Origin of the sequence: Rhodococcus sp. NPDC057135 (assembly GCF_042670865.1) — a bacterium.
GTDB lineage: Bacteria > Actinomycetota > Actinomycetes > Mycobacteriales > Mycobacteriaceae > Rhodococcus_F.
On record NZ_JBHUUU010000002.1, the window covers coordinates 154246 to 169715 of the forward strand.

Genomic DNA, 15470 nt, shown 5'->3' on the forward strand with positions numbered 1-15470 from the left:
GTTTGTCTGTTCTTTCACCAGCAGCTCAGTTCAACCCGTTGATCAATCGTTGCAGTTCGAACGCCGCAGCTCAGGTGGTCGTCGACCACCTGAGCCGTGCACTTACTGAAGCACTGCACTTACTGAAGCACTGCACTTTCTGAAGCACTGCACTTACTGAAGCACTGCACCTACTGAGGAGACTTAAAGATCGTGGCACCTTCCACCGGAACGGTGCATCCGGTCCGCTACCTGGCCCTATTCGGGGTCTTGGTGGTGGCACTGTATGCCCTGGTGTTCTTCACTGGAGACAAGTCGGCCACGCCGAAACTCGGCATCGATCTGCAGGGTGGAACGCGCGTCACGTTGACCGCTCGTACCCCGGACGGCAGTGCTCCGAGTCAGGACAGTCTCAAGCAGGCGCAGGAGATCATCGAGACCCGCGTCAACGGTCTCGGTGTTTCCGGCTCCGAGGTCGTCATCGACGGTGACAACCTCGTCATCACGGTTCCCGGAGACGACAGCGCACAGGCCCGCTCGCTCGGTCAGACCGCCCGCCTTTACATCCGGCCGGTGACCGGTTCGATCGATGTCGCCACCCGTGACGCGAGTCGGACGGCGACACCCGAGACACCAGCGGCCGAAACTCCGGCCACTGATGCACCGACCCCCGAAGCACCCGCTGACGGGACCCAGACTCCACAGAACCGTCCGTTCCTGGCTCAGGACCCGACAACTCCGGAGGCAACCCCTGCGCCGGAGACGACGACTCCGGCCCCCACCGGGGACGCGCCGAGCGACGGCACCGACGAAGGCGACGCAGCAGCCGCGGAAATCGCCGCAGCGCGCGCCCTCCGACAGAGCAGCGATCCGACCGTCCAGCAGCAAGCAGTGGCGAACCTCGACTGCTCCGTCGCAGATCCGCTTCGTGGAAACGACGACCCCACGCTGCCGCTGGTCGCGTGCTCGCAAGACGGACTGAACATCTATCTCCTCGGTCCCTCGATCATCGACGGCCAGGAGATTGCCGACGCGTCTTCGGTCTTCAACTCACAGCAGTCGCGCCACGAGATCAGCCTCTCGTTCAAGACGACCGGCAGCAACACCTGGGCCGAGTTCACCTCAGCCAACATCGGCAAGCAGGCAGCGTTCACGCTCGACTCGAAGGTCGTCAGCGCTCCCACGATTCAAGGCGCAACGCCCGCGGGTAGCGCCACCTCGATCACCGGCAGCTTCACCGCGGACAGCGCCAAGGAATTGGCCAACACGCTCAAGTACGGTTCGCTTCCGCTCTCGTTCGCGGCCTCGGAAGCCGAGACGGTCTCGGCCACGCTCGGCCTGGCCTCACTGCAGGCGGCACTGATCGCCGGCGCGGTGGGTCTTGTGCTCGTTCTGCTGTACTGCCTCGTCTACTACCGCATGCTCGGCGTCCTGACGGCATTGTCGCTGATTCTCTCGGGAGTCATGGTTTACGCAATCATGGTTCTGCTCGGTAGATACATCGGCTTCACACTCGACCTGGCCGGTATGGCTGGTCTGATCATCGGTATCGGTATGACCGCCGACTCGTTCGTCGTGTTCTTCGAACGCATCAAGGACGAAATGCGTGAGGGCCGTAGCTTCCGCTCGGCGGTGCCACGCGGTTGGGCGCGAGCGCGTCGGACCATTCTTTCCGGCAACGCGGTGAGCTTCATCGCCGCTGCAGTTCTGTACGTGCTGGCGGTCGGTCAGGTGCGAGGTTTCGCCTTCACCTTGGGCCTGACAACCATCCTCGACGTGATTGTCGTGTTCCTCGTGACGTGGCCGCTGGTCAGCATGGCGTCCCGTTCGGCGTTCTGGTCCAAGCCCAGCGTCAACGGTCTCGGCGCAGTGCAAGAGGTTGCCCGCGAACGTAAGGTTGCCGCCGCTGCGTCGGCTAAGGAGACACGAGCATGAGCGAGTCCAACAACAACGCCTCGGTGGGGTCCTCCAACAGTTCCTCGGCGGAGTCTGCAGACGCCGCAGCCCGATCGGAGATCACCGACTCGGGCGTCGATCAGGGTGCGATGCCCAAGCACAGCTGGCTCTCACGGCTTTACACCGGAACGGGTGCGTTCGAGGTCGTCGGCAAGCGTCGCTTCTACTACGGACTGACCGGCGCTCTGGTCGCGATCGCCCTGCTGAGCATCATCCTGCGAGGATTCACCTTCGGTATCGACTTCGAGGGTGGATCGCGCATTCAATTCCCGGCCGAGGGTGGAGTCGAGACGTCGGCGGTGGAAACCGTCTACTCCGACACGCTCGGATTCGAGCCGGTCACCGTGCAGACGGTCGGCTCGGGCGCCAGTGCCACCGTGCAGATTCGTTCGGAGACGCTGAACGCGACGCAGATCAACGAACTGCAGTCGGCTCTCTTCGACGAGTTCCAGCCCAAGGACAAGAACGGGAACCCGTCGGCGCAAGCCATCAGTTTTGCGGACGTGAGTGAGACCTGGGGCGGCCAGATCACCAAGAAGGCGCTGATCGCGCTGATCGTGTTCCTGGTGATCGTGAGTATCTACATCGCCATTCGCTTCGAGAGAGACATGGCGGTAGCCGCGATCGTCGCGTTGTTCTTCGACATCATCGTCACCGCCGGCGTCTACTCGCTCGTCGGTTTCGAGGTGACGCCCGCGACGGTGATCGGTTTGCTCACCATTCTCGGCTTCTCGCTGTACGACACGGTGGTCGTGTTCGACAAGGTCGAAGAGAACACCCGCGGTGTACTGCACCTGACGCGCCGGACGTACGGCGAGCAGGCCAACCTCGCGGTGAATCAGACCTTGATGCGTTCGATCAACACGACCGTCATCAGTGTGCTTCCCGTGATCGCACTGATGGTGGTCGCGGTCTGGATGCTCGGCGTCGGCACACTCAAGGACCTTGCACTCGTTCAGCTCGTCGGAATCGTCGTGGGTGCGTACTCCTCGATCTTCTTCGCGACGCCGCTACTGGTGTCGATGAAGGAACGCTGGGGACCCGTTGCCGCGCACACTCGTAAGGTGCTCTCGCGCCGGGCTACGCTGGCCGAGAAGGGTACGCAGGCGGTTGCCGTCGGCGCACCAGTTGCACGTCGTGCGCCGGTTGCTCCGCAGCCGGGTGCGCGGCCGACCGGAAAGCGAAACAAGAAGGGGCACTGAACATGCTCCCCAGAACACGCACACTGGTTCGATCGATGACGTTCGTTGCAGCCACCGCGGTGGCTGCGGGTTCGTTGGCGGCCTGCTCGGAAAGCGCCGAGCAGGTTCCGTCCATCGGATACGCCATCGACAACTCCATCACCACGTACAACGCCAACACGACAGCTGGGTCGGTGTCCGGAGCGATGGCCGCGTTCGGCCGGGTGCTCCCCGGTTTCACGTTCACCGGTCCGGCGGGGGCGCCCGTGTCGGACACCGACATCGGAACGGCGTCGGAGTTGCCCGGTGACGTGCTCACCGTCTCGTACAAGCTCAATCCGGCTTCCGTGTACTCCGACGGGATTCCGATGTCCTGTGACGATCTGGTCCTCACCTGGGCGGCGTCGAGTGGCAAGTTCACCGAAGACGTCGACGGTTCCGTGAAGCCCATGTTCGACACGGCAAACAACCTCGGTTACGCGGACATCGACCGGATCGACTGCCAGAGCGGGTCGAAGGACGCGACGGTGTTCTTCAAACCCGGGCGATCGTTCACCGATTGGCGGTCGTTGTTCGGTGCGACTGCGTTGATGCCTTCACACGTCGTGACGCAGCGCACGGGTGTCAGCGACGTGGTGAGCGCGGTGAATGCCGGTGACACCGAAGCATTGTCGAAGATCGCGGACTTCTGGAACACCGGGTGGAACCTGACTCCAGGTCAGGTGGACACGTCGGTACTGCCTTCCGCCGGACCGTATCGAATCGACTCGTACAGTGCCGACGACGGTCTGGTGCTGGTCGCGAACGAGCGGTGGTGGGGTAACCAGCCGGCGACCGATCGCATCGTCGTCTGGCCACGTGGGGTGAATCTGAACGAGGATCTCGACAAGAACTCGATCGAGGTCGTCGACGTCGCTTCAGGGTCGGCAGGCGAGCTCGGTACTCCGTCCGGTTTCGACGTCCAGCAGATTCCGTCGCGGTCGATCGAGCAGTTCGTTCTCGCGACGTCTGGATCTCTGGGCGAGGAAGCCGCGCGCCGGGCGTTCGCGCATTGTGTTCCGCGGACAGCGTTGTTCGAGAAGTTCGGTCAGACGGAGAACGCGCCGCAGGCCGGTCTGGGCTCCGGCGTGGTCGATTCGCGACTGATGGCGCCGGATTCACTGGTCTACAGCGACGCCGCTGCGGTCGACGGTGATCGGTACGCCAATTCCGACGTCGAGGCTGCGAAGACCTCGTTGTCGGAAGCGGACCTCGACCAGTTGACCGTCCGAGTCGGGTACCTGGCGCCGGACCCGGTGCGGGCGCAGATCGTCTCCGAAGCAAAATCAGCGTGCGCTCCGGCGGGAATCACGATCGAGGACGCGAGCAGCGACAGCTTCGACCCTGCGAGTCTGCAGTCCGGGGGAGTCGACGCTGTGCTTTCCGGCATGGCCGGCAAAGTCGGTGCGGGCGGAACAGCGAGCATGATCGACGCGCGCGGAGCGTTGCGAGCGGGCAACGGCGCAAACCTCGGCAATTACGGAAACGCGAGGATCGATCAGATCATCGATCAGCTGAACGTGGATGCGAGCACGAGTGCGCAATTGGGACTCTCGGTGGAGGCGGAGAACATCCTCTGGACTCAGGTGCCTACGATTCCACTGTTCAATCAACTACGAACTGTCGCTGTAGCTCCAGGCATGTCGGCAGTCTTGGTCAATCCGACGCGGGCCGCTACCGGCTGGAACATGGACAGATGGGTACTACGCAGATGACCGTCTCGAATGGCGTTGCCTTGCACACGCCAGAAGAATTGATCGCAATCCACCGGGCTGCCGGAGACGCCGTTGTTCGGCTGACCCGCTGGGCAGACAACTTCCCGGGCCCTGGAGTGCGGTTCGCCGATCTGACTCCGGTGTTCGCCGACGCAGAGGGGTTCGGCGCCGTGCTCGACGCCCTTGTCGCCTGTGCCCCGGACGCCGACACGATCGCAGCCGTGGATGCCCGCGGGTTCCTGCTCGGTGCCGGCGCAGCCGCGAAGATGGGTGCTGGGGTGGTGGCCGTGCGTAAGGTCGGCAAACTGCCGCCGCCGGTGCTCTCTCGCTCGTACAGCCTCGAGTACGGATCGTCGACTCTCGAGATCCCGGCGAACGGCTTCGATCTCACCGGGCGGAATGTTCTGGTTATCGACGACGTTCTGGCTACCGGAGGGACACTCGAGGCGGCTGTACAGTTGGTTGAGTTGGGTGGAGCGAACGTCGTCGGCGTCGCAGTAGTGCTCGAGATCGAGGAATTGCGCGGTCGAGATCGCTTCTTGAAGTACCCACTGACATCCCTGGTGAAGGTCTGAGTATTAAAGTTGTCTCCTGGGGGTCGAGTTAGACCTCCAGGGCAATTACCCGATGCAGGGCGGTTGCCTCATCCAACTCGGTGGTAGGAGGTGGCGACATGACGTCGAATCTTGATCGATCACAGAACTCGGGTGCAGTGTCGCAGGAGACGGATGCAGTTCCGTCTCCGGAGACGACACCATCGAAGTCCGCGGCGCCCGACGATTCGGGATCTGCGCAAACTACCGGCAATCGGGGTGGGCAGAACCTGGCCGTGCCCGCCTCCGCCTCCCGTAGGGTGCGCGCTCGGCTTGCTCGGCGCATCACCGGTCAGCGCAACGCCACCATCCGCCCGGTGCTCGAGCCGTTGGTCAGCCTCCACCGTGAGCTGTATCCGAAGGCCGACCTCGCGCTGCTCCAGCGTGCGTACGACGTCGCCGAGGACAGACATTCGAGCCAGCGGCGCAAGTCCGGCGATCCGTACATCACGCATCCGTTGGCCGTCGCAAGCATTCTGGCCGAGTTGGGAATGGACACCACCACCCTCGTCGCAGCCCTTCTGCACGACACCGTCGAGGACACCGGTTACTCACTCGAGGAGTTGACCAAGGACTTCGGTGACGAGGTCGCTCACCTCGTCGACGGCGTCACCAAACTCGACAAGGTCGTTCTCGGCACCGCCGCCGAGGGCGAAACCATCCGCAAGATGATCATCGCGATGGCGCGGGACCCGCGCGTGCTCGTGATCAAGGTTGCGGATCGTCTGCACAACATGCGCACGATGCGATTCCTGCCGCCCGAAAAGCAGGCGCGCAAGGCGCGAGAGACCCTCGAAGTCATTGCGCCACTTGCACATCGACTCGGTATGGCTACCGTCAAGTGGGAACTCGAAGACCTCTCGTTCGCGATCCTTCACCCGAAGAAGTACGACGAGATCGTTCGACTGGTCGCAGATCGCGCGCCCTCTCGTGACACCTATCTGGCCAAGGTTCGGGCCGAGATCAACTCGACTCTGTCCGCCTCACGGATCAACGCCATCGTCGAGGGCCGGCCCAAGCACTACTGGTCGATCTATCAGAAGATGATCGTCAAGGGCCGCGACTTCGACGACATCCACGATCTGGTCGGCGTCCGCATTCTGTGCGAAGAAGTGCGTGACTGTTACGCCGCGGTCGGCGTTGTCCACTCGCTATGGCAGCCGATGGCCGGTCGCTTCAAGGACTACATCGCACAGCCGCGCTACGGCGTCTACCAGTCGCTGCACACCACCGTCGTGGGACCGGAAGGCAAGCCACTGGAGGTCCAGATCCGGACCCAGGACATGCACCGGACCGCGGAGTTCGGTATCGCCGCGCACTGGCGGTACAAGGAGACCAAGGGCAAGCACGCGGGTGACATCGCCGAGGTCGACGACATGGCGTGGATGCGTCAGCTACTCGACTGGCAACGTGAAGCGGCCGATCCGGGGGAGTTCCTCGAATCGCTGCGTTACGACCTCGCGGTCAAGGAGATCTTCGTCTTCACGCCCAAGGGTGACGTCATCACGTTGCCTGCCGGATCGACTCCCGTCGATTTTGCATACGCCGTGCACACCGAGGTCGGGCACCGATGCATCGGTGCCAGGGTCAACGGCCGATTGGTCGCGCTGGAACGAACTCTCGAAAACGGCGAAGTGGTGGAGGTCTTCACGTCGAAGGCCGCAACCGCCGGGCCGAGTCGCGATTGGCAGACGTTTGTCGTCTCCCCGCGCGCCAAGGCGAAGATCCGACAGTGGTTCGCGAAGGAACGGCGCGAGGAGGCGCTCGAGTCCGGTAAGGATCAGATCGCGAAGGAAGTCCGCCGCGTGGGACTTCCGTTGCAGCGGTTGATGAATGCCGAATCGATGAGCACGATCGCGCACGAGCTTCGTTATCCCGATGTCTCCGCGCTGTACACGGCCGTAGGCGAGAGTCAGGTGTCGGCGCACCACGTCGTGCAGCGTCTGGTTGCTCATCTGGGCGGGGTCGGCGCCGTCGAGGAGGAACTGGCCGAGCGTTCGACGCCGTCGACCATGCCGGTGCGCACACGCAGCACGGGCGACTCCGGAATCCTGGTTCCCGGGGCTCCCGGCACGGTGGCAAAACTTGCGAAGTGTTGCACGCCGGTTCCAGGCGATTCGATTCTGGGCTTCGTCACGCGCGGCGGAGCAGTCAGCGTGCACCGTACCGACTGCACCAACGCCAACTCGCTCCACGATCAGTCGGAGCGAATCATCGACGTCGAATGGGCGCCGTCAGCAACCTCGGTGTTCCTGGTCGCGATCCAGATCGAGGCGCTCGATCGTCATCGGTTGCTCTCCGACGTCACCAAGGCGTTGGCCGACGAGAAGGTGAACATTCTGTCCGCCTCGGTCACCACCTCCGGCGACCGAGTGGCGATCAGCAAGTTCACCTTCGAGATGGGCGACCCGAAGCACCTGGGTCATGTGCTCAACGTGGTTCGCAACGTGGAAGGCGTCTACGACGTCTACCGCGTGACTTCGGCCTCGTAAACTGCTGTGCGCCTTTATTAACCGCGGGCGGTTAATAAAGGCGCACAGGGGGTCAGGCGACTACTGCAGTCTCGATGGTGATCGGGGTGTTGGGTGCACCGCCACCGGTTGCGCCCATGCCACCGTCGTCGCCGTCGGCTGCGATCTTCTCGATGGTCGCCAGGCCGGCGTCGTCGATGGTGCCGAAAACCGTGTAGTCAGGCGGCAGCATCGAATCCTCGTAGACGAGGAAGAACTGGCTGCCGTTGCTGTCAGGTACGGACGAATGAGCCATCGCCAGAGTGCCACGCGGGTAGACGACCGGCAGCGAGAGCGCCGGGTCGTTCCCAGCGTATGTGGTCGTGGGGTACTCGTTTGCAAACTGGTACCCCGGTCCACCGGTGCCCTTACCCGACGGGTCGCCGCATTGGAGAATCTGCAGACCCGGCATCGTCGAGAGTCGGTGGCACGGGGTGTCGTCGAAGAATTTCTGCTCGGTCAGGCTCACGATGCTGTTGACGGTGCAGGGGGCTGCTGCGCGATTCAGTTGCATCCCGATCGGGCCGGCCGTCGTCGTCAAGGCCACGGTGACGGTGCCTTCCGTGGATACGCCGGTGGCGCTCGGCGGATTGACGGTCTTTGCTGCGCCCGCCGCGCTCGGATACGAGCAGTCGACGGTTGCAGCGGCCGGCGCCGGGACAGGCGGGAGTGCCTCGAACTGTGACATGTCGAGTGGTGGCATAGCGGCCGTTGTCGTTTTCGCCTTGGAGGTGCTGGACGGCGAGTCCGAGCTACCGGAATCACCGGAACAACCAGCCAGAAGCAGCGCCGCGGCGCCTATAGCGGCAATAACTACAGGAAAGCGCATCACAGGATTACGTCGCATCAGTCGAGCCTTACTGTCTTGATGTCGGTGGTCAGATTCGGCTTGCCGTCACCTTCGGGAGTCGATCCGCCGGCCGCGACCTTGTCCAAAGTGGCGAGACCGGTCTCGTCGATCGTGCCGAAAACCGTGTACTGCGGCGGAAGCTGCGAGTCGCCGTAGACGAGGAAGAACTGGCTGCCGTTGCTACCGGGTGCCCCGGTGTTTGCCATTGCAATCGTGCCGCGCGCGTAGGTGACTGCCTCTTGCGCTGCCGGGTCGGTGGTGGCGTACGCCGTGGTGGGGAATTCGTTGTCGAATCCGTATCCCGGGCCGCCGGTGCCGGTGCCGGAGGGATCACCGCACTGCAGAACCTGGAGCGAGGGGCTCGTCGTCATGCGGTGGCAGGTCGTGTCGTTGAAGTAGTCCTGCTGCGCCAAGCTCACGAAGCTGTTGACCGCGCACGGAGACTTCGTTCCGTCGAGCGTGAGCCCGATGTTCCCCTGTGACGTCTCGACGCTGATGCTCGGCGTCGCGTCCGGGGCGGTGGTGGGAATCCCGTCGGTACGAGGCGGGTTGTTGGCCTTGGACGCAGTAGCACCGTCCGCCGGGTACGAGCAGGAAACCGTGTCGGCCAGTGGCGTCGACAGACCTGCCGGCATCGCACCCGCAGTTTGCGGCGTGAGGCTCGAGTCGTCGGCTGCAGTGTTGGTGGTGTTCGCGTCGTCGTCGCTGCGGTTGCTCAGCCAGATGAGGCAGCCGACGACACCGACTACGACAACCACGCCGAGCGCAGTTCCGGCTATCGTCATCTGCTTGCGCTTGCGGGCACGTTCTGCGCGACGTTCGAGCTGACGCTCGAGCTTGCGTTTCGCCGCCTCGCGGCGTTGCTCGTTACTCGGCACTGCTGTAGTCCTCCGTATCGCGGGTGGATCGTGGTCGGCCGGCCGAGCGACACCCTGGGGTCGGCTTCGGCAAGCGGCTCTACTCGTCGTCAGAGTCTCCCATTGCAACCTGAGAACTTACTGGCGGGGCAGCAGCTTAGGCTGTAACCGACACCGTGTTGTTCGTTTCCGCCCTTCGAAGAGGAGTTGCCCCCGTGCTCGTCACTGGTTTTCCGGCCGGGATGTTCCAAACCAACTGCTACATACTCGCCCAGGACGACGCGTGCGAATGCGTAGTCGTCGACCCGGGTCAGGATGCGGCCGAGCCGCTCTTCGAATATCTCGATTCGAAGGACATGACGGTCAACGCGGTACTCCTGACACACGGTCATCTCGATCACGTGTGGTCGGCCCGCGAGGTCTGTGAGCGGTATTCCGTACCCGCGTACATCCATCCCGAGGATCGCTACATGCTCAGCGATCCGGCACGGGGGATCGGCCCGACGATGAAGGAATTCATTCAAGGCATGACGTTCGTGGAGCCGGACGAGGTGATCGAACTGGCCGACGGCGACAAGATCACCGAGGCCGGAATGACGTTCGTCGTCGACCACACACCCGGGCACACCCAGGGATCCGTGGTGTTCCGAACCCAGGCGAACACCGAGGACGGACCCGTGGACTTGGCGTTCACCGGTGACACCCTGTTCCAGGGTTCCATCGGGCGCAGCGACCTGCCCGGCGGAAATCACGAGCAGTTGCTCGCCTCGATCGCCCGCAAGCTACTGGGACTCGGTGACGAGACAGTGGTCCTGCCCGGGCACGGCGGCAACAGTTCGATCGGCGCCGAGCGAAGCTCGAACCCGTTTCTCGTTGGACTCAGCGCACAAGAATAAGGAAAAGTACCTCTCGTGAGTAAAGCCAGCACCTTCTCTGCACCCAAGGGCATTCCGGACTACGTTCCGCCGCAGTCAGCCGAATTCGTCGCCGTTCGTGACGGTTTGACGCGCGCCGCCAGGTTGGCCGGGTACGGCCACATCGAATTGCCGATCTTCGAAGACACCGGCCTGTTCGCGCGCGGCGTCGGCGAGTCCACCGACGTCGTCAGCAAAGAGATGTACACGTTCGCAGACCGTGGTGATCGTTCGGTGACGTTGCGTCCCGAGGGAACCGCAGGAGTCATGCGTGCTGTCATCGAGCACAGCCTCGATCGTGGACAGTTGCCGGTCAAGGTCAGCTACGCGGGCCCGTTCTTCCGCTACGAGCGCCCGCAGGCCGGTCGCTACCGCCAGTTGCAGCAGGTCGGCGTCGAGGCCATCGGGATCGACGACCCCGCACTCGACGCTGAGGTCATCGCGATCGCCGACGCCGGATTCCGGTCGTTGGGGCTCGACGGCTTCCGCCTCGAAATCACCTCTCTCGGCGACGACACCTGCCGACCGCAGTACCGCGAACTGCTGCAGGAGTTTCTCTTTGCACTTCCGCTCGACGAGGACACGCGTCGACGCGCGGAGATCAACCCGCTCCGGGTGCTCGACGACAAGCGCCCGGATGTACGTGAGATGACTGCGGGCGCACCGCTCATGCTCGATCACCTGTCGGAGAGCTGCAAGGCCCACTTCGACGAGGTGCTCGCGCACTTGGACGCCTTGGGCGTTCCCTATGTCGTCAACCCGCGCATGGTTCGCGGCCTCGATTACTACACCAAGACGACCTTCGAATTCGTGCACGACGGACTGGGCGCGCAGTCCGGAATCGGCGGCGGTGGTCGTTACGACGGTCTGATGGAACAACTGGGCGGACAGCCGCTCTCGGGGATCGGGTTCGGAATCGGCGTCGACCGCACGGTTCTCGCTCTCGAAGCCGAGGGAAAGTCGGTTGCACCACCGGCACGTGTCGATGTCTTCTGTGTGCCGATGGGCGCCGAGGCGAAGGCGGCACTGGTGAAGATCGCATATCAGTTGCGTGCCAACGGAATTCGTGTCGACCTGGCGTACGGAAATCGTGGCGTGAAGGGCTCGATGAAAGCAGCTGATCGTTCGGGTGCCGCAATCGCATTGGTCCTCGGCGAGCGTGAGCTCGAAGAGGGCGTTGTCGTTGTCAAACAGTTGGCAACAGGTGAGCAGGAGACGGTGGCGCTCGACCAGGTTGTCGACAAGCTCGGGGATCTCGTTGAGCACTGAGGCCGAACCGGTTTCACTCGATCTGGTTCCCGTGGCGTTGATCGCGCCGCGGCTGAAGAAGTTCGCCGTTGTTGTCGTGGTGTTCGGTGTGGTCGTCGGGTTGATCGTCAGTGTGTTCTCGACGGCGACCGTTGGAGTGATCGTCGGTGCCGTCATCGCGGTGCCGACGTCACTGGCGATCCTGATGACGCTGCGCCGACACATCACGTTGTACGGCAACAGGGTTCGTGCGCAAGCTGGTTTTCGAACCAACGACGTCGACGTGGCCGAGGTACTCACGGCGGCGTTGACGGTGCGATCCGGCCGGATCAGCGAGGTCAGCCTGACACTCGGCGACGGACGGTCCACCGTGCGGGTACCGCTCGCGCTGTACACGGCAGGAGGCGGGCGCGAGTTGGAGATCCTTGCACTCCGCAAGCTCGCCGACGCCCTCGCTGCCAGCGAGTTGGTACCGGCTGCCGCGTTGTCCTCGGTGCTGATCGAACAGTTGCGTGCCGAAGCCCGCGGCGCCGGACTGGCCGAGCGTCCGCTGTATCGCGCCGTCGAACTCGTGACGGCGGAGGGACGAGTGCCGAGAACCACACTGACAGACCACGAAGTGGCCGGATTACTCGACTAGCGTGGAAACCGTTCTTACAGCGTTGTAGAACGGACAGTCGTGAAAGCGGCAGGTGAGGAGTCGGCAATGAGTATTGCGCCCGTAACCGTCACGGTGACCGGAGCGTCGGGTCAGATCGCATACGGCATGCTTTTCCGCATAGCTGCGGGGGAGATGCTCGGCGCGGACGTCCCGATCAAACTTCGACTGCTCGAGATTCCCGCCGCTGTTTCCGCTGCCGAAGGCGTTGCGATGGAACTCGAGGACGGCGCATTTCCCTTGCTGAGCTCCATCGACATCACCGACGATCCCGACGTCGCCTTCTCCGGCGCGAACATCGGCATGCTGGTCGGTGCGCGTCCGCGGAGCAAGGGGATGGAGCGCGCCGACTTGCTGAGCGCGAACGGCGCGATTTTCACAGCGCACGGGAAGGCGATCAACAACAACGCAGCCTCGGACGTCAAGGTGCTGGTCGTGGGAAACCCGGCCAATACCAACGCACTTATCGCGATGAACAACGCACCGGATGTACCGAACACTCGGTTCAGTGCACTGACGCGTCTCGACCACAACCGAGCGATCGCGCAGGTGGTGAAGAAAACCGGCGTTCGTGCGTCATCGGTCCGCAAAGTATCCGTCTGGGGAAACCATTCGGCGACGCAGTACCCAGATCTGTCCCATGCGACCGTCGCGGGTAAGCCTGCGCTCGCGGTGATCGACGATCGCGACTGGGTGGAGAACGATTTCATCCCTACGGTTCAGGTGCGAGGCACAGCCATCATCGCTGCGCGTGGATCGTCCTCTGCGGCAAGCGCAGCCAGTGCGTCGATCGACCACGTCCGCGACTGGGTGATCGGTACGGCCGAGGATGATTGGGTATCGATGGCCGTGTGTTCGGACGGTTCCTACGGAGTGCCCGAAGGATTGATCTCGTCCTTCCCGGTGACCTGTGCCGGTGGTGAATTCGCCATAGTTCAGGACCTCTCGATCGACGACTTCTCACGCGAACGGATCGACCTGTCTGTCAGCGAATTGGAGCAGGAGCGTGCGTCGGTACGGGAGCTGGGCTTCGTCTGAGCTGAGCTTTGTCTGGGGTTGAACCGCCGCCCCGGCCGGTGACACCCGGCCGGGGAGTCCCGATCAGAGATCTCGGAACAGGTACTGATCGGGATCCTCGGCGCCGAGCACGGGCGGCGACACCATCGGTAAATCGTCGACCATCGAATTTTCGTCGCCGGCATTGACGAGATACCCCGGAGTGGTGCGTGACGACTCGTCGTCCCGCGATCCGCGAGGTCCGCCGCCCATCATTCCCCCGGGCGTCATATTTCCGCTGCCGACCGCCGAAGATGTTGCACCCAGGCCGGGCGTTGCTACCGGAACCGGTTGAACTGCAGCAACTCCCGCTGCGCCTCTCATCGTCCCACCGCTCGCGCCGTTCCCGCCCACCCACGCCCCGCCGGAGCTCGCTGTCGCACCGGGTGACGGCGACCCACCGGCTGCGAGTGACGCCGACGAATTGCCTGCGCCCCACAGCTTCTCGACGCCGGTCGGAAGTCCGGCGCCTGCCTGCGCTGCCGAGGTCCGAACTGCATCGGCGCCTGGGTGAGTGGAGTACGGTGCGTCGCCGGCGTTGATTGATGCCGGTGACTGTGGGGCGGATGCAGCCGATGCCGACAGAGGCTGGGCGATCTGGTGGGCGGCGTCGGCGAACGCCTCCGGAGCGGCAAGGTTGGCGAGCGCCTCACTGATCGGTGGAGTCGGAACGGGGATCGACCCGGCCAGGGCGTTCATGGCAGCGGTGTGCCCGAGCATTTCGCCGCGAGTCTGCGTCACCGCCGCGACCGCTGCCTGCATGTGTTCAGCTGCGGAGGCAAGCAACATCGCCTGCCCGGGTGGTGTCCACGCGATCGGTGCAGCAGCCGCAACCGTGGCGGCGAAGGACTGGGCGATCGCCGCGAGATTTGCATTGCCTCGCTGCACCGATTCCGCTGCGGCAGCAGTGGTTTTCGATATCGCAGTTCCGCGTTCGCTCAATTCTGCGCCGCTGTTCTGTGCGGATCGCGACAGTTCGGTCGCGGCGTCACTGCCGGTGCTGTTCCATGTCTGCCCAACCTCGGCGACCGCGCTTTCGGACAGTCCCATGGCTTGGTCGATCAGAGTGGACGCCTGGTTGAAGATGCCGACGGGATCGATGCCGGCAAAAGTGCCTGTGCCGAGACTCTTCCCGAGTTCGATCAGGGGCGCGAACAGATCTTCGATTCCGGGGAGCGCCGGAACCGGTATGCCGGCGAGCATCGAGTCGACCGCGTTGTTCGGCAGTGCCGGGGCCTGTGGACTGCCGAGGAAGCTCGGCATCGACGGCAGGGTCGGAAGTGACGCGAGCAGGTCCGAGAGATCCCCGAGCGCATCCAAGGCCATTGCTGGGTCCGGCATACCACCTTGAAGGAGGTCGAGGACCGTCGTCGAGTCGTCTTCGGTGTTGACGCGATCGGTGTTGACGCGACCTGTATTGACGCGATCGGTGTTGACGCGATCGGTGTTCACGCTGTCACGCTCGTCGATCCAGCCGCGCCGGTCAGATCTGACGCGATTGCATGATCTGTCGTGTCGTAGGCCTGCGCGGCTGCACCGGCAGTTGCGGCATTACCGGCGTAGAACGTAGCGAGTGCTGCAACGTCTTTGGTGTGTGTGGCCTGAGCGCGCGCGAATGCTTCGAGAAATTCGATCCCGACGGGGCCAACGGCTGGTGCGACGGCCGCGATGTTGGCCCCCAGATCGACGACGGCGGCCTGCGCGATGTGTCCTGCCGCTTCGGCAGACGTCGAGCCGTACTTACGGATGCCGTCAGTGACGACAGTCAATTCGCTCATCATTACCCCCCAGTTGGTAAGCGTCGTGAGAACTGTATCGGACCACAGTCCGCCCTTGCAGGGAGAGAACGCGAGTTCGCCAGCGCATCCAGACAACTTGGACGAAGTGGCGGAGATTACATTCGGATCCGGTGTT

The 15470-nt window shown here is 63.4% G+C and carries 13 protein-coding genes; 9 read left to right on the forward strand and 4 right to left on the reverse strand.

All coding sequences use genetic code 11. From position 1 onward, the window contains the following. The first annotated feature begins 192 nt into the window (after window positions 1-192). The 5 genes from secD to ACFT1A_RS03770 all read left to right on the forward strand — a co-directional run bounded on the left by secD (window position 193) and on the right by ACFT1A_RS03770 (window position 7955). The gene (gene secD, locus ACFT1A_RS03750) at window positions 193-1914 is read left to right on the forward strand and encodes a protein translocase subunit SecD (RefSeq protein WP_378445880.1); all 1722 of its coding nucleotides are present in this window, start codon (window positions 193-195) and stop codon (window positions 1912-1914) included. Further along, on the forward strand, window positions 1911-3137 hold the full coding sequence (gene secF / locus ACFT1A_RS03755) for a protein translocase subunit SecF (RefSeq protein ID WP_378445881.1): 1227 nt from the start codon (window positions 1911-1913) through the stop codon (window positions 3135-3137). The genes secD and secF overlap by 4 nt, the downstream gene beginning before the upstream one ends. 2 nt (window positions 3138-3139) lie before the next feature. Further along, on the forward strand, window positions 3140-4870 hold the full coding sequence (locus tag ACFT1A_RS03760; RefSeq protein WP_378445882.1) for an ABC transporter substrate-binding protein: 1731 nt from the start codon (window positions 3140-3142) through the stop codon (window positions 4868-4870). Further along, on the forward strand, window positions 4867-5445 hold the full coding sequence (locus tag ACFT1A_RS03765) for an adenine phosphoribosyltransferase (protein ID WP_251012150.1): 579 nt from the start codon (window positions 4867-4869) through the stop codon (window positions 5443-5445). Before ACFT1A_RS03760 ends, ACFT1A_RS03765 begins: the two co-directional genes overlap by 4 nt. A gap of 98 nt (window positions 5446-5543) precedes the next feature. Beyond that, complete coding sequence (locus ACFT1A_RS03770) at window positions 5544-7955, forward strand: RelA/SpoT family protein (RefSeq protein ID WP_378445883.1); 2412 nt, start codon at window positions 5544-5546, stop codon at window positions 7953-7955. A 52-nt stretch (window positions 7956-8007) separates the two neighbouring features. Here the strand turns inward: ACFT1A_RS03770 and ACFT1A_RS03775 are convergent, their stop codons facing one another. Both ACFT1A_RS03775 and ACFT1A_RS03780 read right to left on the reverse strand, forming a co-directional pair. Beyond that, window positions 8008-8820, reverse strand: coding sequence for a peptidylprolyl isomerase (locus ACFT1A_RS03775; RefSeq protein WP_378445884.1), 813 nt, complete (start codon window positions 8818-8820; stop codon window positions 8008-8010). Then, window positions 8820-9701 carry a peptidylprolyl isomerase gene (locus tag ACFT1A_RS03780; protein WP_378445885.1) on the reverse strand — a complete coding sequence of 294 codons (882 nt, stop codon included), beginning with the start codon at window positions 9699-9701 and terminating at the stop codon, window positions 8820-8822. The genes ACFT1A_RS03775 and ACFT1A_RS03780 overlap by 1 nt, the downstream gene beginning before the upstream one ends. A gap of 194 nt (window positions 9702-9895) precedes the next feature. Here ACFT1A_RS03780 and ACFT1A_RS03785 point away from each other — a divergent pair, with 194 nt between their 5' ends. From ACFT1A_RS03785 to ACFT1A_RS03800, 4 genes are all read left to right on the forward strand, one after another. Then, window positions 9896-10576 (forward strand): MBL fold metallo-hydrolase, encoded by a 681-nt coding sequence (locus ACFT1A_RS03785; protein WP_378445886.1) that lies wholly within the window; start codon window positions 9896-9898, stop codon window positions 10574-10576. 15 nt (window positions 10577-10591) lie between these two features. Continuing rightward, a complete protein-coding gene (gene hisS, locus ACFT1A_RS03790) occupies window positions 10592-11863 on the forward strand; it encodes a histidine--tRNA ligase (RefSeq protein WP_378445887.1) in 1272 nt (423 codons plus the stop codon). Further along, window positions 11853-12482: a hypothetical protein gene (locus tag ACFT1A_RS03795; protein WP_378445888.1), complete on the forward strand. Its 630-nt coding sequence runs from the start codon at window positions 11853-11855 to the stop codon at window positions 12480-12482. The genes hisS and ACFT1A_RS03795 overlap by 11 nt, the downstream gene beginning before the upstream one ends. A 66-nt stretch (window positions 12483-12548) precedes the next feature. Further along, window positions 12549-13538: a malate dehydrogenase gene (locus tag ACFT1A_RS03800; RefSeq protein WP_378445889.1), complete on the forward strand. Its 990-nt coding sequence runs from the start codon at window positions 12549-12551 to the stop codon at window positions 13536-13538. A gap of 63 nt (window positions 13539-13601) precedes the next feature. On the opposite strand, the gene ACFT1A_RS03805 is transcribed toward ACFT1A_RS03800, so the two are convergent. Then, a complete protein-coding gene (locus ACFT1A_RS03805; RefSeq protein WP_378445890.1) occupies window positions 13602-15008 on the reverse strand; it encodes a hypothetical protein in 1407 nt (468 codons plus the stop codon). Further along, window positions 15005-15334 (reverse strand): type VII secretion target, encoded by a 330-nt coding sequence (locus ACFT1A_RS03810; RefSeq protein WP_378445891.1) that lies wholly within the window; start codon window positions 15332-15334, stop codon window positions 15005-15007. The genes ACFT1A_RS03805 and ACFT1A_RS03810 overlap by 4 nt, the downstream gene beginning before the upstream one ends. Between the last annotated feature and the right edge of the window lie 136 nt (window positions 15335-15470).

Bases quoted from the DNA above. Each gene is read 5' to 3' on its own strand.
- secF (WP_378445881.1), top strand. From the start codon at position 1,911: ATGAGCGAGTCCAACAACAACGCCTCGGTGGGGTCCTCCAACAGTTCC.
- ACFT1A_RS03760 (WP_378445882.1), top strand. From the start codon at position 3,140: ATGCTCCCCAGAACACGCACACTGGTTCGATCGATGACGTTCGTTGCA.
- ACFT1A_RS03765 (WP_251012150.1), top strand. From the start codon at position 4,867: ATGACCGTCTCGAATGGCGTTGCCTTGCACACGCCAGAAGAATTGATC.
- ACFT1A_RS03770 (WP_378445883.1), top strand. From the start codon at position 5,544: ATGACGTCGAATCTTGATCGATCACAGAACTCGGGTGCAGTGTCGCAG.
- ACFT1A_RS03775 (WP_378445884.1), bottom strand. From the start codon at position 8,820: ATGCGACGTAATCCTGTGATGCGCTTTCCTGTAGTTATTGCCGCTATA.
- ACFT1A_RS03800 (WP_378445889.1), top strand. From the start codon at position 12,549: ATGAGTATTGCGCCCGTAACCGTCACGGTGACCGGAGCGTCGGGTCAG.
- ACFT1A_RS03810 (WP_378445891.1), bottom strand. From the start codon at position 15,334: ATGAGCGAATTGACTGTCGTCACTGACGGCATCCGTAAGTACGGCTCG.